Annotated in this window: 21 protein-coding genes and 1 pseudogene; 16 read left to right on the top strand and 6 right to left on the bottom strand. The window is 70.0% G+C overall.

Going from position 1 to position 26,934, the window contains the following annotated elements; translation table 11 throughout:
• Positions 1-43 precede the first annotated feature (43 nt).
• Positions 44-1,265: pseudogene (locus ACV7NL_RS04025) on the bottom strand (MFS transporter); the annotation flags it as partial.
• A 473-nt stretch (positions 1,266-1,738) separates the two neighbouring features.
• Positions 1,739-2,248 carry a protein-export chaperone SecB gene (gene secB, locus ACV7NL_RS04020; protein ID WP_056187442.1) on the bottom strand — a complete coding sequence of 170 codons (510 nt, stop codon included), beginning with the start codon at positions 2,246-2,248 and terminating at the stop codon, positions 1,739-1,741.
• Positions 2,249-2,811: 563 nt separating this feature from the next.
• On the opposite strand from secB, the gene ACV7NL_RS04015 reads away from it, so the two are divergent.
• The 9 genes from ACV7NL_RS04015 (at position 2,812) to ACV7NL_RS03975 (ending at position 13,112) form a co-directional block, all read left to right on the top strand.
• Positions 2,812-3,543 carry a Tim44/TimA family putative adaptor protein gene (locus ACV7NL_RS04015; protein ID WP_056187439.1) on the top strand — a complete coding sequence of 244 codons (732 nt, stop codon included), beginning with the start codon at positions 2,812-2,814 and terminating at the stop codon, positions 3,541-3,543.
• A gap of 232 nt (positions 3,544-3,775) precedes the next feature.
• A complete protein-coding gene (mltA, locus tag ACV7NL_RS04010; protein ID WP_247637205.1) occupies positions 3,776-4,915 on the top strand; it encodes a murein transglycosylase A in 1,140 nt (379 codons plus the stop codon).
• On the top strand, positions 4,912-5,595 hold the full coding sequence (locus tag ACV7NL_RS04005) for a Smr/MutS family protein (RefSeq protein ID WP_463354995.1): 684 nt from the start codon (positions 4,912-4,914) through the stop codon (positions 5,593-5,595). The genes mltA and ACV7NL_RS04005 overlap by 4 nt, the downstream gene beginning before the upstream one ends.
• Before the next feature lie 239 nt (positions 5,596-5,834).
• Positions 5,835-7,175: a transcription termination factor Rho gene (gene rho / locus ACV7NL_RS04000; RefSeq protein ID WP_056187430.1), complete on the top strand. Its 1,341-nt coding sequence runs from the start codon at positions 5,835-5,837 to the stop codon at positions 7,173-7,175.
• Between the two features lie 164 nt (positions 7,176-7,339).
• Entirely contained in the window at positions 7,340-8,662 is a 1,323-nt protein-coding gene (gene mnmE, locus ACV7NL_RS03995) for a tRNA uridine-5-carboxymethylaminomethyl(34) synthesis GTPase MnmE (RefSeq protein ID WP_463354994.1), read from the top strand.
• 127 nt (positions 8,663-8,789) lie between these two features.
• Entirely contained in the window at positions 8,790-10,670 is a 1,881-nt protein-coding gene (gene mnmG, locus ACV7NL_RS03990) for a tRNA uridine-5-carboxymethylaminomethyl(34) synthesis enzyme MnmG (protein ID WP_463354993.1), read from the top strand.
• Entirely contained in the window at positions 10,663-11,298 is a 636-nt protein-coding gene (gene rsmG, locus ACV7NL_RS03985) for a 16S rRNA (guanine(527)-N(7))-methyltransferase RsmG (RefSeq protein ID WP_463354992.1), read from the top strand. Before mnmG ends, rsmG begins: the two co-directional genes overlap by 8 nt.
• On the top strand, positions 11,295-12,143 hold the full coding sequence (locus ACV7NL_RS03980) for a ParA family protein (RefSeq protein ID WP_056187421.1): 849 nt from the start codon (positions 11,295-11,297) through the stop codon (positions 12,141-12,143). Before rsmG ends, ACV7NL_RS03980 begins: the two co-directional genes overlap by 4 nt.
• Before the next feature lie 69 nt (positions 12,144-12,212).
• The gene (locus ACV7NL_RS03975) at positions 12,213-13,112 is read left to right on the top strand and encodes a ParB/RepB/Spo0J family partition protein (protein WP_463357049.1); all 900 of its coding nucleotides are present in this window, start codon (positions 12,213-12,215) and stop codon (positions 13,110-13,112) included.
• Between the two features lie 36 nt (positions 13,113-13,148).
• On the opposite strand, the gene holA is transcribed toward ACV7NL_RS03975, so the two are convergent.
• The 3 genes from holA to leuS form a co-directional block, all read right to left on the bottom strand.
• A complete protein-coding gene (holA, locus tag ACV7NL_RS03970; RefSeq protein ID WP_463354991.1) occupies positions 13,149-14,177 on the bottom strand; it encodes a DNA polymerase III subunit delta in 1,029 nt (342 codons plus the stop codon).
• A 13-nt stretch (positions 14,178-14,190) separates the two neighbouring features.
• On the bottom strand, positions 14,191-14,766 hold the full coding sequence (lptE, locus tag ACV7NL_RS03965; RefSeq protein ID WP_463354990.1) for an LPS assembly lipoprotein LptE: 576 nt from the start codon (positions 14,764-14,766) through the stop codon (positions 14,191-14,193).
• A 120-nt stretch (positions 14,767-14,886) separates the two neighbouring features.
• On the bottom strand, positions 14,887-17,493 hold the full coding sequence (leuS, locus tag ACV7NL_RS03960; RefSeq protein ID WP_463354989.1) for a leucine--tRNA ligase: 2,607 nt from the start codon (positions 17,491-17,493) through the stop codon (positions 14,887-14,889).
• 308 nt (positions 17,494-17,801) lie between these two features.
• Between leuS and ACV7NL_RS03955 the strand changes: the two genes are divergently transcribed.
• Positions 17,802-18,533 (top strand): YggS family pyridoxal phosphate-dependent enzyme, encoded by a 732-nt coding sequence (locus tag ACV7NL_RS03955; RefSeq protein ID WP_463354988.1) that lies wholly within the window; start codon positions 17,802-17,804, stop codon positions 18,531-18,533.
• 222 nt (positions 18,534-18,755) lie between these two features.
• Here ACV7NL_RS03955 and ACV7NL_RS03950 read toward each other — a convergent pair whose 3' ends face one another.
• The gene (locus tag ACV7NL_RS03950) at positions 18,756-19,184 is read right to left on the bottom strand and encodes a MarR family winged helix-turn-helix transcriptional regulator (RefSeq protein ID WP_056187412.1); all 429 of its coding nucleotides are present in this window, start codon (positions 19,182-19,184) and stop codon (positions 18,756-18,758) included.
• A gap of 98 nt (positions 19,185-19,282) precedes the next feature.
• Between ACV7NL_RS03950 and ACV7NL_RS03945 the strand changes: the two genes are divergently transcribed.
• The 6 genes from ACV7NL_RS03945 to aceE all read left to right on the top strand — a co-directional run bounded on the left by ACV7NL_RS03945 (position 19,283) and on the right by aceE (position 26,839).
• On the top strand, positions 19,283-20,620 hold the full coding sequence (locus ACV7NL_RS03945) for an MFS transporter (protein WP_463354987.1): 1,338 nt from the start codon (positions 19,283-19,285) through the stop codon (positions 20,618-20,620).
• A 512-nt stretch (positions 20,621-21,132) separates the two neighbouring features.
• Entirely contained in the window at positions 21,133-21,855 is a 723-nt protein-coding gene (locus ACV7NL_RS03940) for an amino acid ABC transporter permease (RefSeq protein WP_056187406.1), read from the top strand.
• 41 nt (positions 21,856-21,896) lie between these two features.
• Positions 21,897-22,589, top strand: coding sequence for an amino acid ABC transporter permease (locus tag ACV7NL_RS03935; protein ID WP_056187403.1), 693 nt, complete (start codon positions 21,897-21,899; stop codon positions 22,587-22,589).
• Between the two features lie 92 nt (positions 22,590-22,681).
• The gene (locus tag ACV7NL_RS03930) at positions 22,682-23,410 is read left to right on the top strand and encodes an amino acid ABC transporter ATP-binding protein (protein ID WP_056187987.1); all 729 of its coding nucleotides are present in this window, start codon (positions 22,682-22,684) and stop codon (positions 23,408-23,410) included.
• 127 nt (positions 23,411-23,537) lie between these two features.
• Positions 23,538-23,930 carry a hypothetical protein gene (locus ACV7NL_RS03925; RefSeq protein ID WP_247637193.1) on the top strand — a complete coding sequence of 131 codons (393 nt, stop codon included), beginning with the start codon at positions 23,538-23,540 and terminating at the stop codon, positions 23,928-23,930.
• A gap of 245 nt (positions 23,931-24,175) precedes the next feature.
• Positions 24,176-26,839 (top strand): pyruvate dehydrogenase (acetyl-transferring), homodimeric type, encoded by a 2,664-nt coding sequence (aceE, locus tag ACV7NL_RS03920; protein WP_463354986.1) that lies wholly within the window; start codon positions 24,176-24,178, stop codon positions 26,837-26,839.
• The last annotated feature ends 95 nt before the right edge of the window (positions 26,840-26,934 follow it).

Raw genomic sequence — 26,934 nt, 5'->3', positions numbered from 1 at the left:
GGCGTTCAGGCGCCGTGCCGGTCGGCGTCCGGCCCGATCCCGGTCTTCTCGGCTGCCTTCGCTCCGCCCTTCGCCGCGCGGCCCCGGCCCTCGCTGGTGGTGTCGAGCCACAGGACGAGGCCGAGGGCGACGAGGGCGGGTGCCCCCAGCGCCAGGAATGCGCCGGTCCAGCCCAGCACCGCCTGGGCGAGGCCGCCGTACCAGGCCGAGAGGGCGCCGCCGATGCCCTGGAGGGCGTTGAGGGACCCGAGCGCCGTCTGGGTCCGTCCGGAACCCCAGGTCAGGTCGGCGACCACCACCGGCACCGCGACGCCGATGATGCCCGAGGCGACGCCGTCGAGGATCTCGGCCGAGATCAGCCACAGGGGATCGTCGATGAAGGCCGAGAGCACGGCGCGGACCGGCAGCACCGCGCAGGCGGCGATGAGGAGCTGGCGCCGGCCGCGCCGGTCGGCGAGCGATCCGGCGAAGAGCGCCACGGGGATCATCACCAGCTGCGCCGCCATGACGTAGCGGGCGGTCCAGCTCGTGGCGTCGACCGCGGTGGCCACCAGCTTCTGCCCGAGCAGCGAGAGCATGCCGCCGTTGCCGAGGTTGAACAGCGCCAGCGCCACGGCCAGCACCAGGAGCTTGCGGTTGGCCACGATGCTGCGCAGGCCGGCGCGCTCCGGTGTGTCGTCCGCATCCTCCTGCCAGCCCACGGCCCGGCGCTCGCTGTAGCAATGGCCCGGCGTCGTCAGCGTCGCCGCGATGGCCAGCACCGCCATGCCGCCGAGCACCCAGAAGGCGATGGCGGGGCCGAACCAGCCGGTGCCGAGGCTGATGCCGCCGGCTGCCAGCAGGATGCCGAGGTGGTTGAAGGCCTGGTTGCGGCCCTGCTGCTTCGGGAAGCGGTCCTTGCCGACGATGCCGAGAGTCAGGGCCGTGACGGCCGGGAGCAGCAGGGTTCCGCCCGCCGCCGCCATCATCTGCGCGGCGAAGACCGGGAGGACGCCCCGCGCCGGCAAGAGCAGCAGGGTGCCGCACAGGATGGCTCCGCAGGCCAGGGCGATCAGCAGCCGAGGCCGGCCGAGACGGTCGACCAGGGCGCCGAAGGGGCCGCTGAGGAGGAGCGAGCCGATCCCCGCCAGGGTGGTGACGAAGCCGATCCGCGAAGGACTCCAGGCGGCGGATTCCGCGAGCCAGGTGCCGAGGAACGGGCCGAGCCCGCCCTGGATGTCGCCGGTGGAGACGTTGATCAGGGCGAGGTGCTGGGTGGCGAGCATACGCGTCCGGGGCTGGGGCGATCCGCCGGCGCCTCGGGGTCCGAACGCGCCACGGCGCAGATCGGCCGGCCGTCATGGCGGCCGCGACGAAACGGGACGTGAGTAACGGCCAAGCCCGTTCTTCGATCCAATTCCGATCTCGTCCTGATTCAGGCCTCGTGCCGTTTCAGGCTTGGTGCCGCCCCGGGGTCCGGTCGTGGTTCGGCCCCGCCGCGCGGCCGCCCACCGGAGTGCGGGGACTTGCGGCGAGCCGGCGGCCGAAGCCCTGCGCGCGATCGCATCCTCCGCGGGTCCCGCGAGTCCGGCAGTGGAGCGGGCCCGCGCCGGTTCCGTCCCGGGCCGCCACGCCGAATGGGCGCGGCGCGACGGTCGCTATAGCGATCCAGGGGTGTTCGATGCGGCGACGATGCAACGTGTGGCAGCCGCCCGCATCGACCGGCCAAGGGGCCGGCGGATGCGGGACGATCAAATCCTCAGGAGGCGAGCGGTCCGGTCGCGCCCTGGGCCTGCGATTCCATCGCCTTCTGGCGGTAGAGGCCGACGAAGTCGATCGGATCGATGTACAGGGGCGGGAAGCCGCCGTTGCGCACGGCCTCGGCGACGATCTGGCGTGCGAAGGGGAAGAGCAGGCGCGGGCATTCGATCATCACGGCCGGATGCAGCTGATCCTCCGGGATGTTGCGCATGCGGAAGATGCCCGAATAGGTCAGCTCGAAAGCGAACAGCACCTCACCGGCGATCTTGGCATCGCCCTCCAGCGTCAGGTCGACCTCGAAGTCGAACTCGGCGATCTGCTTGGCGTTGACGTTCACCTGGATGTTGATCTGCGGACCGGTCTCCTGCGGCTGCAGCGAACGCGGCGCATTCGGATTCTCGAAGGAGAGATCCTTGCTGTACTGCGCGAGCGCGTTGATCGTCGGCGTTCCGTCGTCGGGCTGCGCCGTGGCGCCACTGTTGCCGTTCGGGTTCGGAGTGTCGGCCATGGCGTTCTGTCCTCTTCCTGGGTCTTCGGTCCGCGGCGGGGCGATATCTTGAGGGGGCGCGGCCTTGGACAGCGGTGCTCCCGGCCCCCGGAACCGGGTCGACCGGCCTGCGCACCGGCACGCCCTCGCCGCCCGGCCGGCGCGATAGCGCGCTATCACGCGCGCTCGCAGGGGACAAGGCGAAGGCGGGTTCGGCCCGGCCCGGACGACCTGACCCCGGACAACCCGACCGTCCGAACCCCGCGGGACAGCCCGGCCGGGTCAAGGCGGCGCAGGCGCGCGCCTTCACCTGGAATCGGCGCACCGGATATCCATATCTTCGCATCGAGAGGCGCCGAGCCGGCCCGCGGCTTGCGCGAGACCCGGCGAATGCGCGACATGGGCGGATATGCGCGACCGGGGTCGAGCGTCTTCCGGCTGAACGGATCTCGGCGGGATGCGGCTCGGTTCGGCGCGTTCCGGTCGAGCGCGACTCGGACAGACACGTCAGCCGAGGAGCCGGGCCGGGTTTCCAGAGCCCCGGGAAGTAACGTATTCGTGCCACGGCCACGATCGGATCGGTAATGCAGGACTCCTTCGACTTGACGACCCTGATCTTTCTCGCCCTGGCGGTCTTCGTCATCTGGCGCCTGCGCTCGGTGCTGGGTCAGAAGACCGGCACCGAGCGCTCGCCGTTCAAGCCGGTGGACCGCAGCCGCACCGAGCCGCCGGCCGCGCGCGGCGAGGCCGACAACGTGGTGCGGCTGCCGGGCGCCGACCGGGCTCAGCCGCAGGCCGATCGCGGCCAGAGTGCGGTGAAGACCGATGTGCGCGACTGGCGCGGCATCGCCGAGCCCGGCTCGGCCATCGCCCACGGCCTCGAAGCCATCGTCCAGGTCGAGCCCGCCTTCGATCCGCGCGCCTTCGTGGAGGGCGCCCGCAGCGCCTACGAGGCCATCGTGATCGCCTTCGCGAAGGGCGACCGCAAGACCCTGCGCAGCCTGCTCTCCCGGGAGGTCTGCGAGGGCTTCGAGCGCGAGATCGATGCCCGCGAGGCGCGCCGCGAGACCGTGGAAACCACCTTCGTCTCCCTCGACAAGGCCGAGATCGTGGCCGTCGACGTCAAGAACCGCGTGGCCCAGGTCACCGTGCGCTTCCTCTCGCACCTCATCACCGCCACCCGCGACGCGCAGGGCCAGGTGACGGATGGCAGCGCCGAAGCGGTGGTGGAGGTGCCCGACGTCTGGACCTTCGCCCGGACGCTCGGCGCCCGCGACCCGAACTGGCAGCTCGTCGCCACGGAAGCCGGCGCCTGAGCCGCCCGGTCGCCAAGGTGCCCAAGGTGTCAAAGGTACCCGAGCGCGCGTGACCCGGTTCTCCCGTCCAGCGGCGGCTGTCCTCGCCGCCCTCAGCCTCCCCTCCCCCGGCTCGGCCGCCCCCGCGGCCGAGCCGTTTCGCGTGGGCGAGTCGTCTCGGGTGGGCGAGTCGTCTCGGGTGGGCGAGTCGTCTCGGGTGGGCGAGTCGTCTCGGGTGGGGGAGTCGTTTCGGGTGGGCGATGCCCTTCTGGAGCCGGTCGACACCGCCGCCCTGCCGGGCTTTCCCGGTGCCGATCCGGCCGCGACCCTCGCGGCCTTCCGGCGGACCTGCCGGACCCGCCCGGCGACGCCCCAGCCCGCCACCGTCACGGGCTCGGCCGAGGCCCTGGCGGCGGCCTGTGCCAGGGCCGAGACCATGCCCGAGACCAAGACGGTGGCCGAGGCCGAGGCGGCGCGGTTCTTTTCCGAAGCCTTCGCGGCCTACCGCATCGTCCGCCCGGCCGCCGGCGGCAACCCGGAGCGGCGAACGGGCTTTCTCACCGGCTACTTCGAGCCGGAACTCGTCGGCTCCGCCACCCCGAGCCCGGATTTCACCGCCGCGGTGCTGGCCCGCCCCGACGACCTCGTCGGGCTCGAGCCCGGCGAGACGCGGCCCGGCCTGGATCCCGCCCTGCGCGCCGCGCGCCGGGTCGGCGACGGGTTCGAGGCCTATCCCGACCGGGCCGCGATCGAGGACGGGGTACTGGGCGACCGCGCGCGGGCCCTCCTCTACCTGCGCGACGCCGTCGACCTGTTCGTGCTCCAGGTCCAGGGCTCGGGTCGGGTCCGCCTGACCGACGGGCGCTCGGTCCGGGTGCTCTATGACGGCCGCAACGGCCGCCCCTACACCTCCATCGGCAAGCTCATCGTGGCGGAGGGGCACCTGCCCCTCGACGGGCTCACCCTGGCGCGCTGGACCGGGTGGCTGCGGGCGAACCCCGCGCAGGCCAAGCGCCTGATGCGAGCCAACGCCTCCTACATCTTCTTCCGTCTGGCGGAGATCGACGACCCGGCGCTGGGGCCGCCGGGCGGGGCCGGCGTGCCCCTGAGCCCCGGGCGCAACCTCGCCGTCGACGCCACCCTGTGGCGCTACGGCCTGCCGTTCTGGCTCGAGGGCCGGATCGCCGGCTCCCCCGATCCGGGGCGTCTCGTCGTCGCCGCCGACACCGGCTCGGCCATCGTCGGCCCGGCCCGCGGCGACCTCTATCTCGGCACCGGCGCCGAGGCCGGCATCGCCGCCGGGAACCTGCGCGATCCCGTCGGGTTCGTGGTGCTGCTGCCCAAACCCGAAACCAACCCGAAGCCCAGCCCCGAGACCCGCCGCGCGCCATGAAGACGCCCCGACGCCCGCGCGGCCTGTCCGGCGAGGACGCCTATCTGTGGGGTGAGATCGCCCGGCTGATCACCCCCTTGCGCGGACGCGGGCCGGGGCGGCCCAAGGCTGCAAACGCCGCTGAGGCCACCGGAATGGGCACCCCTGTCGCTGCGAAGCCCCCTGCGATGAAGGCCGCGACGAAGGCTGCCGGCGCCACATCCGAGCCTCCGAAACCCGCGCCGCCCAAGCCGATGCCTCCGAAGCCGATGCCCCGGACGCTGGCCAAGCGCGCCGCCCTGAAACCGAGCCCGCCGCCGGCGGCGCCGGCCCCCGTGATCGCGCCGAGCCCGGCCCCGGCGCCCGGCCTGGAGCGCCGCGTGCGCCTCGCCCTGCGCCGGGGCGCGCTGCAGGTCGATGCCCGGATCGACCTGCACGGGATGTATCAGGCCCAGGCGCACGGCGCGCTGATCGGCTTCCTGATGCGGGCACGCGCCTCCGGGCACACCCATGTGCTCGTGGTCACCGGCAAAGGCGGCCCCACCTACGACGATGCCTTCTCCGAGCGCGGGGTGCTCCGCCGCAGCGTGCCGCACTGGCTGCGCGCGCCGGACCTGCGCCACGTGGTGCTCGGCTTCGAGGAGGCGGCGCGCCACCATGGCGGCGCCGGAGCCCTCTACGTGCGCCTGCGCCGCCGCTGAGAGGCCCCATCGCGGCGATCTTGCAAAAACCCGGGAAACGCGCTACCGATAGGGCCTCTCCTCGTTACGCCGTGTTGCATCCGTGAGCCCAAGGCTCCGCTAAGACGATGCGCGGGGCCGTTTCCCCTGGAAGCGGACCGCCTGATCGGTGCCGAAACGGCGCCCGGCGACCAAACTCCCCACCTGCCAGTTCCTGTTTCCCTGCCCCGCCTCGCCCTTCCCGCCGGTTCTGAATCCCCATGACGTCACAGTACGATGCCCTCCCCGAGGAAAGCCCGGTCGAGGGCGGAATCGTCGCCGCCGATCTCGACGGCATGCGCGAGGTCAAGCTCCAGGACCTCAAGTCCAAGACGCCGACCGACCTGATCGCGTTCGCCGAGGAGGTCGAGGTCGAGAACGCCTCGACCATGCGCAAAGCCGAACTGATGTTCGCGATCCTGAAGCAACTCGCGGCCAAGGAGGTCGAGATCATCGGCGCCGGCACCTGCGAGGTGCTGCAGGACGGGTTCGGCTTCCTGCGCTCGTCGGAATCGAACTACCTGCCGGGTCCCGACGACATCTACATCTCGCCGACGCAGATCCGTCGCTTCGGCCTCCGCACCGGCGACACCGTCGAGGGCCCGATCCGCGGTCCCAAGGACGGCGAGCGCTATTTCGCGCTGCTGAAGGTCAACACGATCAACTTCGAGAACCCGGAGAAGATCAAGCACAAGGTCCATTTCGACAACCTGACCCCGCTGTTCCCGACGCAGCGCTTCAAGCTCGAACTGGACAATCCGCCGAAGAAGGATTTCTCGCCGCGGATCATCGACATCGTGGCCCCGATCGGCAAGGGCCAGCGCGCCCTGATCGTGGCGCCGCCGCGCACCGGCAAGACCGTGCTGATGCAGAACATCGCGCAGTCGATCACCATCAATCACCCGGAATGCTACCTCATCGTGCTGCTCATCGACGAGCGCCCCGAGGAAGTGACCGACATGATCCGCTCCGTGAAGGGCGAGGTCATCGCCTCGACCTTCGACGAGCCGGCCACCCGCCACGTGCAGGTCGCCGAGATGGTGATCGAGAAGGCCAAGCGCCTGGTCGAGCACGGCCGCGACGTGGTGATCCTGCTGGACTCGATCACCCGCCTGGGCCGGGCCTACAACACCGTCGTGCCGTCCTCCGGCAAGGTGCTGACCGGCGGCGTCGACGCCAACGCCCTTCAGCGCCCGAAGCGCTTCTTCGGTGCCGCCCGCAACATCGAGGAGGGCGGTTCGCTCTCGATCATCGCCACGGCGCTCATCGACACCGGTTCGCGCATGGACGAGGTGATCTTCGAGGAGTTCAAGGGCACCGGCAACTCCGAGATCATTCTCGACCGCAAGGTCTCGGACAAGCGCATCTTCCCGGCCATCGACATCACGCGCTCGGGCACCCGCAAGGAAGAGCTCCTGGTGCCGCCGGACGCGCTCAAGAAGACCTACGTCCTGCGCCGCATCCTCAACCCGATGGGCGTCACCGACGCGATCGAGTTCCTGATGGACAAGCTGCGCCAGACCAAGAGCAACAACGATTTCTTCGACTCGATGAACACCTGAGACGGGGTGACCCCGGGGCTTGCGCTGCCCCGGGGACAAGCATCGTCCTGCCTATTTCCCAAAAATTTTCCGCAAGAAACCAATTTGGTTTGCCGGCATAACGATATTCCGAGACCGGTCTATATTCCGAGACCGGAATTGTCGGGTTGCGGGGCACCGCACGGATGATCGAAACCACCACCCTCTTCGCGCCTGCGACCGGGCCAGCCCGGGCCGCCGTCAGCGTGATCCGGATCAGCGGGCCGAACGCGGCCGCGGTGATCCGCGCCCTCGCCCCTCCCCTGCCGGTTCCCAGGCGCCTGTCGCTGCGCACCTTGCGGATGCCGGACGGCGACCCGCTGGATGAGGCGCTGGTCGCCTGGATGCCGGGTCCCGCCAGCTTCACCGGCGAGGATATGGCGGAACTCCATCTGCATGGGGGGCTTGCGGTCCGTACGGCCGTTCTGCGGGCGCTGGCGGAGATCCCCGGATGCCAACCGGCCGAGCCCGGTGCCTTCACCCGCCGGGCCTTCCTCAACGGGCGCCTCGACCTGACCGAGGCCGAGGGCATCGCCGACCTCATCGATGCCGAGACCGAGGCGCAGCGGCGCCAGGCCCTGCGCCAGCTCGATGGCGCCCTCGGCCGTCAGGTCGCCGATTGGCGCACCCGGCTCATCGATCTCCTGGCCGGCGTCGAGGCGGCGCTGGATTTCTCCGATGAGGGCGATGTCGACGACGCTGCGCTCGATGCGGCGCTGAGCCAGCGGGCGCGGGCAATTCGCGACCAGATCGCCGCCGTCCTGGCGGATGGTCACCGGGGCGAGCGCCTGCGCGACGGTTTCACCGTGGTGCTGGCCGGTCCGCCCAATGCCGGCAAGTCGACGCTGCTGAACGCCTTGAGTCGGCGCGAGGCGGCGATCGTCTCGGATCTTCCGGGCACGACCCGCGATGTCATCGAGGTCCGCTGCGACCTCGGCGGGCTGCCGGTGATCCTGGTCGACACGGCCGGTCTGCGCGCGGCGACGGACGCCATCGAGGCGGAGGGCATCCGGCGAACCCGGGCCCGCATGGCCCAGGCGGACCTGATCGTGATGCTGGAAGGCCCGGACGCCGAGCGGGACTCGACACCCACGCCCGATCCGGGCGGTCCGGTGCTCCACGTCCGGACCAAGTGCGATCTCGGTCTCGGCGATTCCTCGAACGACACCGATTGCATCGGCCTCTCGGCTCTGACGGGCGCTGGCCTCGATCGCCTGCTCGCCGCCATCGAAGCCCGGGCCGCGCAGGCGATCGGAAGCGGCGACGCGCTGATCACCCGCGAACGCCACCGCCTCGGGCTCAGCCGGTGCCGGGACCATCTCGACCGCCTGCTCGCCGGCGCCCCGCTGCCCGAACTGGCGGCGGAGGATCTGCGCCTCGCGGTCCGTGCACTGGGGGAAGTGGCCGGGCATGTCGGCGTCGAGGAGATGCTGGACCGGCTGTTTGCGGGCTTCTGCATCGGCAAGTGACGAGGACCGGCGCAAGGCGCAGCACCCTGTTGTCCTGCGGGCGCACAAGCCTCTTGTTTCACGTGGAAACCGCAATCTTCGCTCGGCGCGCGTTGACCATCCGCGCGCCAGACGCTTAATCCATCGCATGAACCACACACCTAATTCCTACGACGTGATCGTCGTCGGCGGGGGCCATGCCGGCGTCGAGGCTGCGGCCGCCGCGGCCCGGATCGGCGCGCGTACGGCCCTCGTGACCCATCAGGCCGCCACCATCGGCGCCATGTCCTGCAATCCGGCCATTGGCGGCCTCGGCAAGGGCCATCTGGTTCGCGAAGTCGACGCCCTCGACGGCCTGATGGGCCGCGTCGCCGATGCGGCCGGCATCCAGTTTCGCCTGCTCAACCGGCGTAAGGGACCGGCCGTGCGCGGCCCCCGCACCCAGGCCGACCGCAAGCTCTACGCCCGCGCCATGCAGGCCGCCATCGCCGAGACCACGAACCTGACGGTGATCGAGGCGGAGGTCGCCGACCTCACCATCACGCAGGGACGTGTCGCGGCGGTCCTGTTGAACGACGGCCGCGCCCTCCCCTGCGGCGCCGTGGTGCTCACCACCGGCACCTTCCTGCGCGGCTTGATCCATATCGGCGAAACCCAGATCCCGGCCGGTCGTGTCGGCGAGGCGCCCTCGGTGGGTCTGGCCCTGACGCTCGATCGCGCCGGCTTCGCCTTGGGGCGCCTCAAGACCGGGACGCCGGCCCGCCTCGACGGCCGCACCATCGCCTGGTCGCGCCTGGAGATGCAGGCGGCGGACGACGATCCGGTTCCGTTCTCGACCCTCACCGACCGGATCACCACGCCGCAGATCGAATGCGGCATCACCCGCACCACGCAGGCGGTGCATGATCTCATCCGGGCCAACCTGCATCGCTCGCCGATGTATTCCGGCGGCATCGCCAGCCGGGGGCCGCGCTACTGCCCCTCGATCGAGGACAAGGTCGTGCGCTTCGGCGACCGCGAGGGACACCAAATCTTCCTCGAACCGGAGGGCCTGGACGATCCGACCGTCTATCCCAACGGCATCTCCACGGCCCTGCCCGAGAGCGTCCAGCGCGATGTCATCGCGCTGATCCCGGGTCTTGAACGCGCCACGATCCTGCGACCGGGCTACGCCATCGAGTACGACTACGTCGATCCGCGCGAACTCGACGCCACCTTGCAGGCCAAGCGCCTGCCCGGCCTGTTCCTCGCCGGACAGATCAACGGCACCACCGGCTACGAGGAGGCGGCGGGGCAGGGGCTCGTCGCCGGCATCAATGCCGCGCGCCTCGTCGGCGGCTCGGCCCCGGCGATCTTCGACCGGGCCGAATCCTATCTCGGCGTGATGATCGACGATCTCGTCACCCACGGGGTGAGCGAGCCGTATCGCATGTTCACCTCGCGCTCCGAGTATCGCCTCTCGCTGCGCATCGACAATGCCGACGAGCGGCTGACCCCGAGGGGGGCCGCCCTGGGCTGCGTCGGTCGCCACAGGGCCGAACATTTCGCGGCCTCGCAGACGGCGCTCGACGCCGCGCGGGCGCAGCTCGATGCCCTGAGCCTGACCCCGAACCAGGCGCAAGCCGTTGGCATCGCCCTGAACCAGGACGGGATTCGCCGGAGCGCTTTCCAGCTCCTGTCCTATCCGGGGATCGACTGGGACCGCCTCGGCACCGTCTGGCCCGAATTGCAGGCCGTGCCGGCACGGGTGGCCGACCGCCTCTGCACCGATGCGACCTATGCGGTCTATCTCGACCGGCAGCAGGCCGACATCACCGCGTTCCGCAGGGATGAGGCCGTCGCCTTGCCGGTGCGCCTGGATTATGCCGGCATCGCCGGGCTCTCGAACGAGATGCGGTTGAAGCTCGAAGCGGTGCGGCCGGGGACGCTGGGGCAGGCGGCCCGAATCGAGGGGGTGACGCCGGCGGCGCTGACCCTGCTGGCCGCTCATGCGCGCCGGGCCGGTCGGGGTGTCGCGGCCCATGGTTGAGCGCGACCGCGACCGGGTCCTGGCCGAAGCGCATGTTTCACGTGAAACAGCGCGGCGCCTCGACATCTATGTCGAGCAGTTGCGGCGCTGGCAGACCATCAAGAATCTCGTTGGACCCGGTACCCTGTCCGAGGTTTGGAGTCGCCACATCGCCGATGGGCTGCAGCTCCTGGACCTTGCACCGGACGCCGCGACCTGGCTCGATCTTGGGGCAGGGGCCGGCCTGCCCGGTCTGGTCCTGGCCATCGCCGGACACGACCGCCCGGATTTCCGGGTCGACCTGATCGAGAGCAATGCGCGGAAATGCGCCTTCCTCACCGAGACGGCCCGCCTCACCGGGGCGCCGGCCCGGGTTCACAACGCCCGCATCGAGCAGGCCATCGCGGCCCATCAGGGCGTCGCCGTGGTGTGTGCCCGGGCGGTCGCCCCCCTTACCCAGCTTCTCGCCTGGGCCGAGCCCCTGTTGACAACCGGCACGGTCGGCCTGTTTCCGAAAGGACGTGACATCCAGTCGGAATTGACCGAGGCCGCGCAACGGTGGAGATTCGTTTACGATCTCGTGCCGAGCCGAACCGAGTCGGAAGCGCGGATCGTCCGCGTCACGACCCTATCTCGCGTGGATTCATGACAAGCGATCCGACTCCCGTACCGACGGCCGGAGCCCATCCGGATCGGCCGCTGCGCATCCTGGCCCTGGCCAACCAGAAGGGCGGCGTCGGCAAGACCACGACGGCGATCAATCTCGGCACCGCCCTGGCGGCCATCGGCGAGAGTGTGCTGGTGATCGATCTCGATCCCCAGGGCAACGCCTCGACGGGGCTCGGCATCGACCGGCGCCAGCGCAAGGTCTCGACCTACCACGTGCTCGCGGGCGAGGCGTCCCTGGCCCAGGCCTGCATCCCCACGGCGGTACCGCGCCTGATGGTGGCGCCCTCGACCATGGATCTGCTCGGCCTGGAGCTGGAGATGGCCAGCGCGCCCGACCGCGCCCACCGGCTCCGCAATGTCCTCAAGGGCATCGGCGAGACCGGCAGCACGGCCGGCATCACCTACGTGCTAATCGATTGCCCGCCCTCGCTGAACCTCCTCACCATCAACGCCCTGGCGGCCTCTGACGCCGTGCTGGTGCCGCTCCAGTGCGAGTTCTTCGCCCTCGAAGGCCTGAGCCAGCTGCTGCGCACGGTGGAGCAGGTGCGGGGCGCGCTCAATCCGCGCCTCACCATCCAGGGCATCGTCCTGACCATGTTCGATCCCCGCAACAACCTGTCGGCGCAGGTGGTGGCCGATGTGCGCAGCTTCATGGGCGAGAAGGTCTACGAGACCATGATCCCCCGCAATGTGCGCGTGTCCGAGGCCCCCTCGCACGGCAAGCCGGTGCTGCTCTACGATCTCAAATGCGCGGGCTCGCAGGCCTATCTGCGGCTCGCCTCCGAGATCATCCAGCGCGAGGGGCGCCTGCCCGTCGCGGCCTGAGACGGGTGGGGGCGCCCTGCCCTCACCCCATGACATGACCCAGTGCGTTCGGAGTTGAAGCAGGTGGCGATGGCGGATGATGTGGTGCGGCCCCGGCTCGGGCGCGGCCTCGCGGCCTTGATCGGGGATTTCGGCGACGACAACGCCGAGGCGAGCAAATCCCAGGCGCAACGCAAGGTCGCGGTGGAGTTCCTGCGCCCGAACCCACGTAACCCGCGCCGCCGCTTCCACGAGTCGGATCTCGAAGAGCTGGCCGCCTCGATCAAGGTGCGGGGCATCATCCAGCCGATCGTGGTCCGGGCGCTGGCGGGCGTGCCGGACACCTACGAGATCGTGGCGGGCGAGCGCCGCTGGCGCGCCGCCCAGCGGGCCGGCCTCCACGACGTGCCGGTGGTCACCGTCGAGATCGACGACCGCACCTCGCTCGAATTCGCCATCCTGGAGAACGTCCAGCGCACCGACCTCAACGCGATCGAGGAGGCGGCCGGCTACGAGCGGCTGATGAGCGAGTTCCAGTACAGCCAGAGCGAATTGGCCGAGATCCTCGGCAAGAGCCGCAGCCATCTCGCCAATACCTTGCGGCTGCTGCAATTGTCGCCGCCGATCCAGGACCGGGTCGTCGCCGGCGAGATCACCGCCGGCCATGCCCGTGCCCTGCTGGCGGTGCGCGACCCCGAGGGCGTGGCGCGGCGGATCGTGGAGGAGGGCTTGTCGGTCCGCGAGGTCGAGGCCCTGGCCTCCGCCGAGGTGCCCGAGGGCGACGGCCCCCGCCCCGGCCGGCCCCGTCGTGCCGCCGGCAAGGATGCGGAGATCCGCACCCTCGAACAGGCGATGGCGCGGGCGCTCGGCGTCAGCGTGGCGGTGAAGTCGAAGGTCGCGGGCGCCGGCGAGATCCGCATCCGCTACGAGACCGCCGACGAACTCGACGGTCTGTGCCGGCGCTTCCGGGTGACGCTGCCCGAGGCCTGAGACCCCTCTCTCAGGTTCCCCCCCGGGGCCGCCCGGTCAGCGGCGCCGGGCCGCCTCGCCGGCGATGCGCAGGAGCGTGCTCGACGCGTGGGCGTGGGCCAGTTCCGGGTCAGCCCGGCGGCAGGCCAGGACCGAGTCCTGCAACAGCTGGATCGCATGGCGCAGGGCAGGGGGCGACCAGCGCGCGAGCTGCGTCTCCACGAGGGCTTTCCGCCGGAAATGCAGGCCGCGCCAGTTCGCCACCATCTGGCTGGCGCTCGAACCCTCCCCCGCGAGGCGCGTCGCCAGCAGGGTCAGAGCATGGCGGAGGGCCGAGCCCAGCATCACCGACGGATCCATGCCCTCGTGGCGGAAGCGGCGATAGTCGCGCTCGACCTCTCCGGTACGGCCGGCGAAAGCCGCGTCGATCAGGGTGTTGAGCACGCTGCCGGCGACGTCGCTGACCACCGCCTCGACATCGTCCAGGCTCACCTGGCTCTGCCCGCGGGCGTAGATCGCCAGCTTCTCGATTTCCGACAGGCTGGCGCCCCGGTCGCCTCCGAGGCTGGTGGCGAGGATGTCCCGGGCGTCGCGTGCGATGCGCAGGCCCTGATCCTGCAGCGTCCGGTCGATCAGGTCGCCGAGCGCCCGCTCGTCATCCGGGTAGCAGGGCAGGGCGAGGGCCTTCGGCGACTTTTCGCAGAGCGTCCGGAGGGGAGCGGACTTGCCGAGATCGCCGCCCTCGACCACGATCCGGGCGTTGTGGATCTCCGCCTTCAGGGCGGCGTCCACGGCCGGGGCGTAGTTGCGGCTGCCGGCCCGGACCCAGATCGTGCGGGTGCCGCCGAACAGCCCGACCGTGCCGGCCTCGTCGAGGAGGCGGCCGGGGTCCTGCGCCAGCACGTCGCCGTCGATCTTGACCATGGCGAAGGGGTCGCCCGGATCGCTGACGAAGGCTTCGGCCAGGGTCTTGGCGCGGGTGAAGACGAGACCGGTATCGGGGCCGTAGACGAGCAGCACCGCGATACGCGGATCGGGCCCGCGCCGGATCAGGCCATCGACGTCGCCGGCCTTGACGGCGGTCACGCGCGCGTCCCGCTCAGGGCTTCGTCACCAGCACGGAGGCGATGCGGGTCTTGATCTGCTCGGCCAGCACCTTGGCCAGTCGGATCTCGGCGTCGCGGGCGGCGCGCAGGCTGGCGAAGCGCTGAATCGAGCGGTCGTAGGTCGCCGTCGACGTCGCCACGCCCTCGCTGATGATCTTGGTGCCGCTGAGATCTTCCAGGGCGTATTTCACGGTGCCCACGATGGTGCCGGCCTCGGCGCGCCCGGTCAGCGACGAGACGATCGGGGTCTGTACCGATTCGCTGCCCTGCATCTTCAGGCGGTAGCGCTTCGGCGCGGTCTGGCCCGACCCGTCGAGATCGAAGATCAGCTCGCTGCGCAGGTAATGGCCCAGGCGCTCCTGGCCCTGGGCCATGGCGACGTCGTCGACCTGAACCGAGGCGAGCAGGGCCGACATCGGTTCGCCCGAGGCCGTGGGGCCGTAGAGCGGGCGAAAGCAGGCCGACAGGTTGAGCGCCAGGGCGGCGACGGCCACGACCCGCGCGGCACGCCCGATCGTGCTGGTCGCCCGCGTCCGAACCGCCCCAGTGCCGTTTGCCAAGCGCATCATGCCTGCCGTCGTCCCGCTGTCTCGTCCCGTCCGTCTGTACGGCGAACCGGGGTCCGACGACAGCCTATTCGCTGCAAGCTTTACGTTTCCTATCCGGCAGGATCATGGTCGGCGACCGTGTCAGACCACGAGGTTCACGATCCGGCCCGGCACCACGATGACCTTCTTCAGGGCACGCCCCTCGAGGGCCTTCTGCACGGCCTCGTCGGCCAGGACGAGGGCCTCGACGGCCGCCACGTCGGCGGCGCGCGGGACGGTGACGTCGGCCCGCTTCTTGCCGTTGATCTGCACCGGCAGGGTGACCGTGTCCTCGACCAGCAGGCCGCGCTCGACCTCCGGCCACGCCGCCTGCGCCACCATCCCGTCACGCCCGAGCGCCTGCCAGCAGGCCTCGGCGAGGTGCGGCATCATCGGGGCGATGAGCTGCGTCAGGATGCCGGCAGCTTCGCCCGCGACGGGGCCCGAGACACCGCCCCGCAGCGCCTCGTCGAGGGCATTGGCCAGGGTGTAGATGTGGGCGACGCAGCGATTGAAGCGCAGGCGCTCGACGTCCTCCTCCACGGCGGCCAGGGCCTTGTGGGCGGCCTTGCGCAGGGCGGCGTCGTGGGAGCCCGATGCGGTGTCCCCGGCGGCCGCGAGAGAGACCAGACGCCAGACGCGCTGGACGAAGCGGGCCGCGCCCTGGACCCCATCCTCGGTCCAGATCACGTCGCGCTCGGGGGGCGAATCGGAGAGCATGAACCAGCGCGCGGTGTCGGCGCCGTAGCTGGCGATGATGTCGTCCGGGTCGACCACGTTTTTCTTCGATTTCGACATCTTCTCGATGGCGCCGATGGTGATCGGCTCCGCCGTTTTCACGTGAAACGCCTCGCGGGCGCCGGTCTCGCCCGAGATCCGGATGTCGGCGGGCGGCACCCAGGCCCCGGCCGCATCCTTGTAGGTCTCGTGGACCACCATGCCTTGCGTGAACAGGCCGTCGAACGGCTCGGGGACGCCGGACCAGCCGGTGGCCTTCATCGCCCGCATGAAGAAGCGGGCGTAGAGCAGGTGCAGGATCGCGTGCTCGATGCCGCCGATATACTGGTCGACGGCGAGCCACTGGTCGACCGCCTTGCGGTCGGTCGGCGCGTCCTGGAGCCAGGGCGCGGTGAAGCGGGCATAGTACCAGGACGAATCCACGAAGGTGTCCATGGTGTCGGTCTCGCGCCGGGCCGGCTTGCCGCAGGTGGGGCAGGGGACGTTGCGCCAGGCGTGGTCGCGCTCCAGCGGATTGCCGGGCACGTCGAAGGAGACCTCGTCGGGAAGCTTCACCGGCAGGTCGGCCACCGGCACCGGGACGGGGCCGCAGGTGTCGCAATGGATGATCGGGATCGGGCAGCCCCAGTAGCGCTGGCGCGAGACGCCCCAGTCGCGCAGGCGGAACTGCACCTTGCGCTGCGCCACCGGGGCGCCGTCCAGGATCTCGGCCTCCAGCCGGTTGGCCACGGCGTGGAAGGCCTCGTCGGTGGTCATGTCGTCGAGGAAGCGCGAGTTGATCATCCGCCCGTCGCCGTCATAGGCGGTGTCGGTCACCACGAACGTGGCCGCCGCCTGGTCCTCCGGGCAGACCACGGGGGTGTTGCCGAGGCCATACTTGTTGGCGAAGTCGAGATCGCGCTGGTCATGGGCCGGGCAGCCGAACACGGCGCCGGTGCCGTACTCCATCAGCACGAAGTTCGCGACGTAGACCGGCAGCAGCCAGGACGGATCGAGGGGGTGGCGCACCGTGAGCCCGGTGTCGTAGCCGAGCTTCTCCGCCGTATCGATCGCCGCCTGGGCCGTGCCGGTGCGGCGGCATTCCTCGATGAAGCTCTGGAGCGCCGGATGGGCCGGAGCCAGGGCCGCGGCGATCGGGTGATCGGCGGCGATGGCCAGGAACTTCGCGCCGAACAGGGTGTCGGGCCGCGTGGTGTAGACCGTGATCTCCGGCGCCCCATGCGCGGGTGGCGCCGCAAGGGCGAAGCGGACCTCCAACCCTTCCGAGCGGCCGATCCAGTTCTTCTGCATCACCCGCACCTTCTCGGGCCAGCGCTCCAGGCCGTCGAGGGCGTCGTAGAGATCCTGGGCGAAGTCGGTGATCTTGAAGAACCACTGGGTCAGCTCGCGCTGCTCGACCAGGGCGCCGGAGCGCCAGCCGCGCCCGTCGATGACCTGCTCGTTGGCCAGCACGGTGTGGTCCACCGGGTCCCAGTTCACTTTCGCCGTGCGGCGCGTCACCAGCCCCTTGTCGAGGAAGTCGAGGAACATGCGCTGCTGATGCTTGTAGTAATCGGGATCGCAGGTGGCGATCTCCCGGCTCCAGTCGAGCGACAGGCCCATGCTCTGCAACTGGCCCCGCATCGTCGCGATGTTGGCGTAGGTCCAGTCGCGCGGGTTGACCTTGCGCTCCATGGCGGCGTTCTCGGCCGGCAGGCCGAACGCGTCCCAGCCCATCGGGTGCAGCACGTTGAAGCCGCGCGCCCGCTTGTAGCGCGCCACCACGTCGCCCATGGCGTAGTTGCGCACGTGGCCCATGTGGATGCGCCCCGACGGATAGGGGAACATCTCCAGCACGTAGTATTTCGGCCGGTCGTCGTCGTTCTTCGTGGCGTAGATGCCGGCCTCGGTCCAGGCCTGCTGCCAATGCGGCTCGGTCTCCTTGGCGTTGTAGCGCTCGGGCGTCGGGGTGGTCGCGGGGGTGGTCGTCATGGGCCGGGCGCCGGGGTTCGGGAAGCGAGGGGCCGCCCGCGCGTCGTCGCGGGGCCGCCGGGAGGTTTGACGGTCGGACTACCACGGGGAGGGGAGGGGTCAACACGAGCCTGCGCGGAAGCCTCCCGGATGGGAGCTTCCGTCTTGCGGCCTGCGCGGAAGCCTCCCGGATGGGAGCTTCCGTCTTGCGGCCTGCGCGGAAGCCTCCCGGATGGGAGCTTCCGTCTTGCGGCCTGCGTTCGGAATGATAGTCCCCCTGGCAGACAGTCCCCGCCGGACCCGTTCCCCCGACGCATTTCCGAGGCACCATGGCCGACGCCGCTCCCGACGCCCCTCTCGCTGGCGACAGCCCCTCTCCCCTGAGCGCCGCCGACGTGGTGGCCGGGCTCGGGGCGGTGCGCCACCAGATCGCCCAGGCGGCGGAGGATGCCGAGCGCGATCCGGCCTCGGTCGCCCTGGTGGCGGTGTCGAAGACGATCCCGGCGGAGGGCATCCTGCCCGCCCTGGAGGCCGGGCAGCGCCTGTTCGGCGAGAACTACGTGCAGGAATCGAAGGCCAAGTGGCCGGCGTTGCGCGAGCGCTACCCGGATGTCGAACTCCACCTCGTCGGGCCGCTGCAATCGAACAAGGCCCGCGAGGCGGTGGAGCTGTTCGACGTGATCCACGGCCTCGACCGGCTGTCCCTGGCCGCTTCGCTCGCCAAGGAGATCGCACGGACCGGGCGGACGCCGAAGCTGCTGATCCAGGTCAATACCGGCGACGAGCCTCAGAAGGGCGGCGTCTCGCCCGCCGCCGTCGACACTCTGCTCTCCGAATGCCGCGAGACCCACGGCCTGGCGATCCAGGGCCTGATGTGCATCCCTCCGGCCGAGGCCCCGCCCTCCGCCCATTTCGCGCTGCTGGCCCGCATCGCCGCGCGTCACAACCTGCCGATCCTCTCGATGGGCATGAGCGCGGATTACCCGGCCGCGATCCAGATGGGCGCCACCCATGTCCGCGTCGGCACCGCGATCTTCGGCGCTCGCCCGCGCAAGGGGTGAGGCGAGGGGGCGCGCAACGGGGGAGCGACGCTCGGGCCCTCCGCCTCACGTGCTGATCGTGCCGAGACGTCGAGCCCGCTACGCTTCCTTCGACAGGCCGTTGGATTCCTGCATCCAGGTTTTCGGACCTGTGACGCAGCCCTCCTCCCTCCTGCGGGGAGGCGTTTGCGGGGAGGCGTTGGAGGTGGGGGGTTGAGCGACCCTCATGCTGCGGAACCCGCATCACAGAATCTGGACCACCCGCGCCAGGGCGGTGCACAGGTCCGCCGCCTCGGACGCGCCGTAGCGGGCCTCAAAATCCGCCTGGGCCACGCGCCAGAGGGGTTCGGCCTCGGCGAGGCGCTGCCGCCCGGCCTCGGTGAGGTGCAGGGCGCGCGTCCGCCCGTTCGGACCCGGGCCGACGCCCACGAGGCCGTCCCGCTCCAGGGGCTTGAGGGCGCGGCCCAAGGTCGTCCGGTCCATCGCCATCGCGTCGGCGAGCCCGTTGATCGAGATCGGCCCGAGCCGCCGCAGGCCGATCAGCATGGAATATTGCGAGGTGCGCAGGCCCATGGCGGCGAGGTGTCGGTCGTAGAACTGCGTCACCTGCCGGGCGCCCTGGCGGATCGCGTTGCAGTGGCAGATCACGGCGCGAGGCTGAAACTCGTCCACGGGGCACTCCGGCGGGCACGGATCGCTTGTCTAATACGTGCATATGCGCCTATGCAAGGCGCAGCGCCCCGGCAGCCGGCGCCTCGGAGCGACGCGCCATGGCCCCCGATCCCACCCTCCGCCTCTCCGATGCCGTCGCGGCCGGGTTGGCCCGTCGCGGCCTGCATTATGGCTGGGCGGTGGCCGGCGTGACCTTCCTGACCATGCTGGTGACGGCCGGCGCGGTCGGGGCGCCCGGCGTGCTGATCCTGCCGCTGCAGAAGGAATTCGGCTGGGACACGGCGACGATCGGCTCGGCTTTGGCCGTGCGCCTGGTCCTGTTCGGCCTGATGGGGCCGTTCGCCGCCGCCCTGATGAACCGCTACGGCCCGCGCCGAATCGTGCTCCTGGCCCTCCTGCTCATCGCCGGCGGGCTGCTGGCCTCCCTCGGGATGACCCGGGTCTGGCAGCTCGTCCTGCTCTGGGGCGTGGTGGTCGGCATCGGCACGGGGCTGACCGCCCTTGTGCTGGGGGCCACGGTGGCGACCCGCTGGTTCTCGCACCGGCGCGGCCTCGTCGTCGGGCTGCTCACCGCGAGTTCCGCCACCGGACAGTTGGTGGTGCTGCCCCTGCTGGCCGCCCTGACCGAGGCCCTGGGCTGGCGCGCCGCGCTGCTGGTGATCTGCGGGCTCCTCCTGGCGGCCGGCCTCGGCGTGCTCGCCCTGATGCGCGACCGCCCGGAGGATCTGGGGTTGGCCCCTTACGGCGAGACCCCGCCAGCGATGGACAAGATCCCGCCGGTGGCGGGCAAGATTCCGCCCGGGCCGAGCGCCGGCGGGGCCATCGCGGCCCTGCGGGACGCCGCCGCCACCCGGGTGTTCTGGGTGCTGTTCGCCACCTTCTTCATCTGCGGGGCCAGCACCAACGGGCTGATCCAGACCCACTTCATCCCGCTCTGCGCCGATTACGGCATCGGGCCGGTGCAGGGCGCCAGCGTGCTCGCCGCCATGGGGGTGTTCGATTTCGTCGGCACCGTGGCCTCGGGCTGGCTCTCCGACCGCTACGACAACCGCTGGCTCCTGTTCTGGTACTACGGCCTGCGCGGCCTCTCGCTGATGTTCCTGCCGTTCTCGGATTTCTCCTTCGTCGGCCTGTCGCTGTTCGCGGTGTTCTACGGCCTCGACTGGATCGCCACGGTGCCGCCCACCGTCCGGCTGACGGCGGCGCGGTTCGGGCGCGAGCGCGCCAACCTGGTCTTCGGCTGGGTCTTCGCCGGGCACCAGCTCGGGGCGGCGACCATCGCGTACGGGGCCGGCCTCTCGCGCACCGAACTCGCGAGCTACCTGCCGGCCTTCTTCGCCGCCGGGGCTCTCTGCCTCGTCGCCGCCGGGCTGATCCTCACCCTCGGCCGTCCGGCCCGGGACGCTGCCCCGGCGGCCAATCCGGCCCACGCCTGAGCGGCGTGCACGCCCCGCGAGGGTGAGCCAAGCCCCGCGAGGGTGAGCCAAGCCCCGCGAGGGTGAGCCAAGCCCCGCGCGGGTGAGCCAAGCCCCGCGCGGGTGAGCCAAGCCCCGCGCGGGGGCTCGCAACGCCCGCGATCAAACGCGCACGCTCCCCGAGGATGCGCCAAGTCCCGCGCTCTGGTCCGGATGATGCTTGGGGGCCGGCCACCGATGCCGCGCCCGAATTACGTTTTCCCCCGACCCGATCCGAATCGACCCGTGCCCCACGCTCCGCCCCCTCGGCGCGGAGCGTGGGCGCCTGCGTGCCGTAAAGCTGCACCTGCCCGGAAAAGCGGCAAATCTCTGGAAATGTCAGCGTGGGACCCGGCCATGGCCGTCAAGGCCCTGGACCTTCCGCTCAAGGTCTCGGCACTGTCCGACACAGCACCGCCACATTCACGGGCGCGCGCCCGCCTTCTCGCCACGGGCGCTCGCCCGGATGCCCGATCACAGGGGACGACGACGCGATGAACTACAACTGGAACTGGGGCATCTTCTTCGAGGCCTCCCCGGAAGGCACCGGGACCTACGCGGACATGCTGCTCTCGGGCCTGATGTGGACGGTGGTGACGGCGCTCTGCGCCTGGGTCATCGCCTTCTTCCTCGGCTCGGTCGTCGGCGTGATGCGGACCCTGCCGTCGAAGACCGCCAACACCGTCGGCACGGTCTATGTCGAGCTGTTCCGCAACATCCCGCTGCTGGTGCAGATGTTCCTCTGGTACTTCGTCCTGCCGGAGGTGCTGCCGGAATCCTGGGGTAGCTGGGTCAAGCAGCTCCCCAACGCGCCGTTCTACACCGCCGTGGTGTGCCTGGGCTTCTTCACCGCCTCCCGCGTCGCCGAGCAGGTGCGCGCCGGCATCCAGGCCCTGCCGCGCGGGCAGAAGATGGCCGGCACCGCCATGGGCCTGACGGTGTACCAGACCTACCGCTACGTGCTCCTGCCGAGCGCCTACCGGATGATCCTGCCGCCGCTGACCTCGGAATTCCTGAACAACCTCAAGAACACCTCCGTGGCGCTGACCATCGGCCTGCTCGAACTCACCGCGCGGGCCCGCGCCATGCAGGAATTCTCGTTCCAGGTGTTCGAGGCCTTCACCGCCGCCACCATCCTGTACGTGCTCATCAACGTCGTGGTGATCTTCATCTCCGGCTGGATCGAGCGTCGCGTCGCCGTCCCGGGCCATCGCTGAAGGCCCGTCCCCCGCCGCCACGTTCTTCAAGGATCGCCGCGATGCTCGCGAATTTCGACGTCTCCGTCATCACCTCCGCGCTGCCGTACCTGTTCTTCGACGGCATGCGCTTCACCCTGACCCTGACGGCGCTGGCCGCCCTCGGGGGCATCGTCCTCGGCACCCTCATCGCCATGATGCGGCTCTCCAGCATCCCGGTGGTGCCGCTGGTGGCCAAGAGCTACGTCAACCTGATGCGGTCGCTGCCCCTCGTGCTGGTGATCTTCTGGTTCTACTTCCTGGTGCCCTATCTCGGGCAGTGGGTGACCGGGGCCGACCGGCCGATGACGGTGGGCGCCTTCACCTCCTCGCTGGTGACCTTCACGCTGTTCGAGGCGGCCTACTTCTCCGAGATCATGCGCGCGGGCATCCAGTCGATCCCCAAGGGCCAGGCGGCGGCGGCCTCGGCCCTGGGCCTGACCTACTTCTCGGCCATGCGCACGGTGATCCTGCCCCAGGTCTTCCGAAACATGACCCCGATCCTGCTGACCCAGACCATCGTGCTCTTCCAGGACACCTCGCTGGTCTACGTGCTCTCGATCACCGACTTCCTCGGCGCGGCCTCGAAGATCGCCCAGCGCGATGGCCGCCTCGTGGAAATGTATCTGTTCGCGGCCGTGGTCTACTTCGCGGTCTGCTTCATCGCCTCGATGGCGGTGCGCCATCTCCAGAAGAAGATCGCCATCATCCGCTGACGCCCGAGCGTCCCGCCGCATCCCGAGCCTTGAGGATTCCTCCCATGCGCACTCCGCTGAACACGTCGCAGGCCCCCGGCACCGCGGGCCCCATGATCACCATGAAGTCCGTCAGCAAATGGTACGGCGACTTCCAGGTCCTCACCGACTGCACCACCGCCGTGAACAAGGGCGAGGTCGTGGTGGTGTGCGGCCCCTCGGGCTCCGGCAAGTCGACCCTGATCAAGTGCGTCAACGCCCTGGAGCCCTTCCAGAAGGGTGAGATCGTGGTCGACGGCACCGCCGTGCACGACAAGAAGACCAACCTGCCGAAGCTGCGCGCCCGGGTCGGCATGGTGTTCCAGCATTTCGAGCTGTTCCCGCACCTGTCGATCACCGAGAACCTGACCCTGGCCCAGATGAAGGTGCTCAAGCGCGATCCGGGCGCCGCCCTGGATACCGGCCTGAAGCTCCTCGACCGGGTCGGCCTCTCGGCCCATGCCAAGAAGTATCCGGGCCAGCTCTCGGGCGGCCAGCAGCAGCGCGTGGCCATCGCCCGCGCGCTCGCCATGAACCCGGTGGTGATGCTGTTCGACGAACCGACTTCGGCCCTCGACCCCGAGATGGTCGGCGAGGTGCTCGACGTCATGGTCCAGCTCGCCCGCGAGGGCATGACCATGATGTGCGTGACCCACGAGATGGGCTTCGCCCGCAAGGTCGCCAACCGGGTCATCTTCATGGACAAGGGCGAGATCGTCGAGGACGCCACCAAGGACGACTTCTTCGGCAACGCCCGCTCCGAGCGGGCGCAGAACTTCCTGTCCAAGATTTTGGTACACTGATCCTGGTGTATTGAGCCTGGTGCTTTTCCGGCGTCCCTCGCCGGAGAGCCGGTTCCATCGTGGCGGGACCATCTCCCGCCCCGGTCTCCGCTGTCGTCCCTAAGGGGACCTCATGGCGAGGTCGACCATGAACGAGCCCGAGCACCGGTCGCAGAAACCCCGGAGCGTTCTGGACCTCGCTATCGCGATGGCGCTGTTGGTCCTCGTCTTTCCAAAAGCGCGACAAACAGGGACGGGCCAAACGGGACGGGAGCCGGACGGCTCGCGCCGCGCGGCCCTGCGCGCAGGCTGGGCCGAACTCCGCGCCCTGCAACGGGGCCGCGCCGCGGGGCTGCCGTCCCGGCCATCCCATCGTCCTCGCCCCATGGTCCTCGCCCTCGGCTTCGGAGGCGGCGTCGCCCTGCTGGCGGCCAGCCGTGTCGACTGGACTCAACTGACGCCGTCCGAGACGGGCTCGACGGTGCTGTTGATCGTGCTGGTGGGCCTCGCCATTGGCTGGATCGTCCGAACCCAGCGCTGACCCGCACGCCCGGGCGGCCTGATCGTCGACCGGATCGACCGGGCCGACGCGACATGTCCGGAAACCCAGACAAAAAAACTGAAACCCGTAACAAAATTCGCAGACCAAATACGGGGTGATTCCCCGAAGCCATTGCGGCGAAAGGAGAACCGGGCTTGGTTGCAGGTGGCACGAACGCTGCTCAGCGGGGATCAGCCACATAAGCGGGTTCCAAGGCCCGCAGAAAAAGCCTTTAGGAGGATGCCATGGAGCGTAGCCGCGACCTCGATCCCGTCGAGACGCAGGAATGGCTCGATTCGCTGGACGGCGTCCTCGACGTCGATGGGCCGGAGCGGGCGCATTACCTGATCGAGCAGGTCATCGACGGAGCCCGCAAGAAGGGCGCTCCGGTCCCCTACTCGGCCAACACCGCCTACCTGAACACGATCCTGCCCGAGAAGCAGGACCCGCATCCCGGCGACCGGGTCATCGAGCACCGCATCCGCTCGGCCATCCGCTGGAACGCCATCGCGATCATCCTGCGGGCTAACAAGGATTCGTCGGAACTCGGCGGGCACATCGCCAGCTTCCAGTCGGCCGCGACCCTCTACGACACCGGCTTCATGCATTTCTGGCGCGCGGCCGACGCCCACCACGGCGGCGACCTCATCTACGTGCAGGGCCATTCCTCGCCCGGCATCTATGCCCGCGCCTTCCTGGAGGGGCGCCTCACCGAGGACCAGCTCCTCGGCTTCCGCCAGGAGGTCGGCGGCAAGGGCCTGTCGTCCTATCCGCATCCCTGGCTGATGCCGGATTTCTGGCAGTTCCCCACCGTCTCCATGGGCCTCGGCCCCCTGATGGCGATCTATCAGGCCCGCTTCCTGCGCTACCTGCACCACCGCAACCTGGCGCAGACGGATGGCCGCAAGGTCTGGGCCTTCATGGGCGACGGCGAGATGGACGAGCCGGAAAGCCTCGGCGCCATCGCACTCGCGGCGCGCGAAAAACTCGACAACCTCGTCTTCGTCATCAACTGCAACCTCCAGCGCCTCGACGGGCCGGTGCGCGGCAACGGCAAGATCGTCCAGGAGCTGGAGGCCGATTTCCGGGGCGCCGGCTGGAACGTCATCAAGGTGCTGTGGGGGTCGGGCTGGGACGCCCTGATCCAGAAGGATAGCACCGGTATGCTGGCGCGCCTGATGGAGGAATGCGTCGACGGCGAGTACCAGGACTTCAAGTCGAAGAACGGCGCCTATATCCGCGAGCACTTCTTCGGGCGCTACCCCGAGACCGCGGCCCTGGTGGCCGACATGAGCGACGACGACATCTGGCGCCTCACCCGCGGCGGCCACGACCCGCGCAAGGTCTTCGCCGCCTACAGCGCCGCCTCCCGGCACAAGGGCCAGCCGACCCTCATCCTGGCCAAGACCGTCAAGGGCTACGGCATGGGCGAGTCCGGCGAGGGCCAGAACATCACCCATCAGCAGAAGAAGATGGGCGAGGCGGTGCTGCGCCAGTTCCGCGACCGCTTCCAGATCGACCTGACCGACGACCAGCTGACGGAGATCCCCTTCATCAAGTTCCCCGAGGGCAGCCCCGAGCACCGCTACCTGATGGCGCGGCGGGAAGCCCTGGGCGGACCGCTGCCCGCGCGCCGGCGCAAATCGCAGGCTCTCGAAATCCCGCCGCTCTCGGCCTTCTCGGCCCAGCTCAAGGAGACCGCGGGCCGCGAGATCTCCACCACCATGGCCTTCGTGCGCATCCTCAACACGCTGCTGCGCGACAAGACCATCGGCCACCGCATCGTGCCGATCGTGCCCGACGAGAGCCGCACCTTCGGCATGGAGGGCATGTTCCGCCAGTTCGGCATCTTCTCGCAGGTCGGCCAGCTCTACCGGCCGGAGGATGCCAACCAGCTCATGTATTACAAGGAGGACAAGAACGGTCAGATGCTCCAGGAGGGCATCAACGAGCCGGGCGCGATGTCGTCCTGGATCGCGGCCGCGACCTCCTACTCGCATTCCGACGCGCCGACGATTCCGTTCTACGTCTACTACTCGATGTTCGGCTTCCAGCGGGTCGGCGACCTCGCCTGGGCGGCGGGCGACATGCGGGCGCGCGGCTTCCTCATCGGCGGCACCGCCGGGCGCACCACCCTCAACGGCGAGGGCCTGCAGCACGAGGACGGCCACAGCCACCTGATCGCGTCGACCATCCCGAACTGCGTCTCCTACGACCCGACCTTCTCGTACGAAGTGGCGGTGATCGTGCAGGACGGCCTGCGCCGGATGTATGCCGAGCAGGAGGACGTGTTCTACTACATCACCGTGATGAACGAGAACTACGAGCACCCCGGCATGCCCGAGGGCGCCGAGGCCGACATCATCAAGGGCATGTACCTCTTCAAGGAAGGCCCGAAGGAAACGACCGAGGGTCTGCGCGTGCAGCTCCTCGGCTCGGGCACCATCCTGCGCGAGGTCATCGCCGCCGCCGACCTGCTGGCGCAGGATTTCGGGATCAGCGCCGACATCTGGAGCTGCCCGAGCTTCACCGAATTGCGTCGCGACGCCATGGCGGCGGAGCGCTGGAACCTGCTGCACCCGCTCGAGGGCCGGCGCCTCTCCCATGTGGAGACCTGCCTGACCGGGCGCACCGGCCCGGTGGTGGCCGCCACCGATTACATGCGCCTGTTCGCCGACCAGATCCGCACCTGGGTGCCGGGCCGTTACCGCGTGCTCGGGACGGACGGCTTCGGCCGTTCCGACTACCGCGCCCGCCTGCGCGACTTCTTCGAGGTCAACCGGCACTGGGTCGTGGTGGCGGCCCTGCACAGCCTCGCCGAGGACGGCGTGATCCCCGCCCGGACGGTGGCCGACGCCATCGCCAAGTACGGCATCGATACGGACCGGCCGGCACCCTGGACCGTCTGATCCGGCCCGGCGCCGGCGGCCCGATCCGGGCGGCCGGCGCCCCCGAATCCCCGACCTTTCACCGAACACATCACCGGACGAGGGAGCCCGCGAGA

It is taken from the genome of Methylobacterium sp. Ger2507, assembly GCF_055231875.1.
The sequence above is the reverse complement of the archived record's forward strand: the minus strand, read 5'-3'. Positions and strand labels throughout refer to the sequence as shown.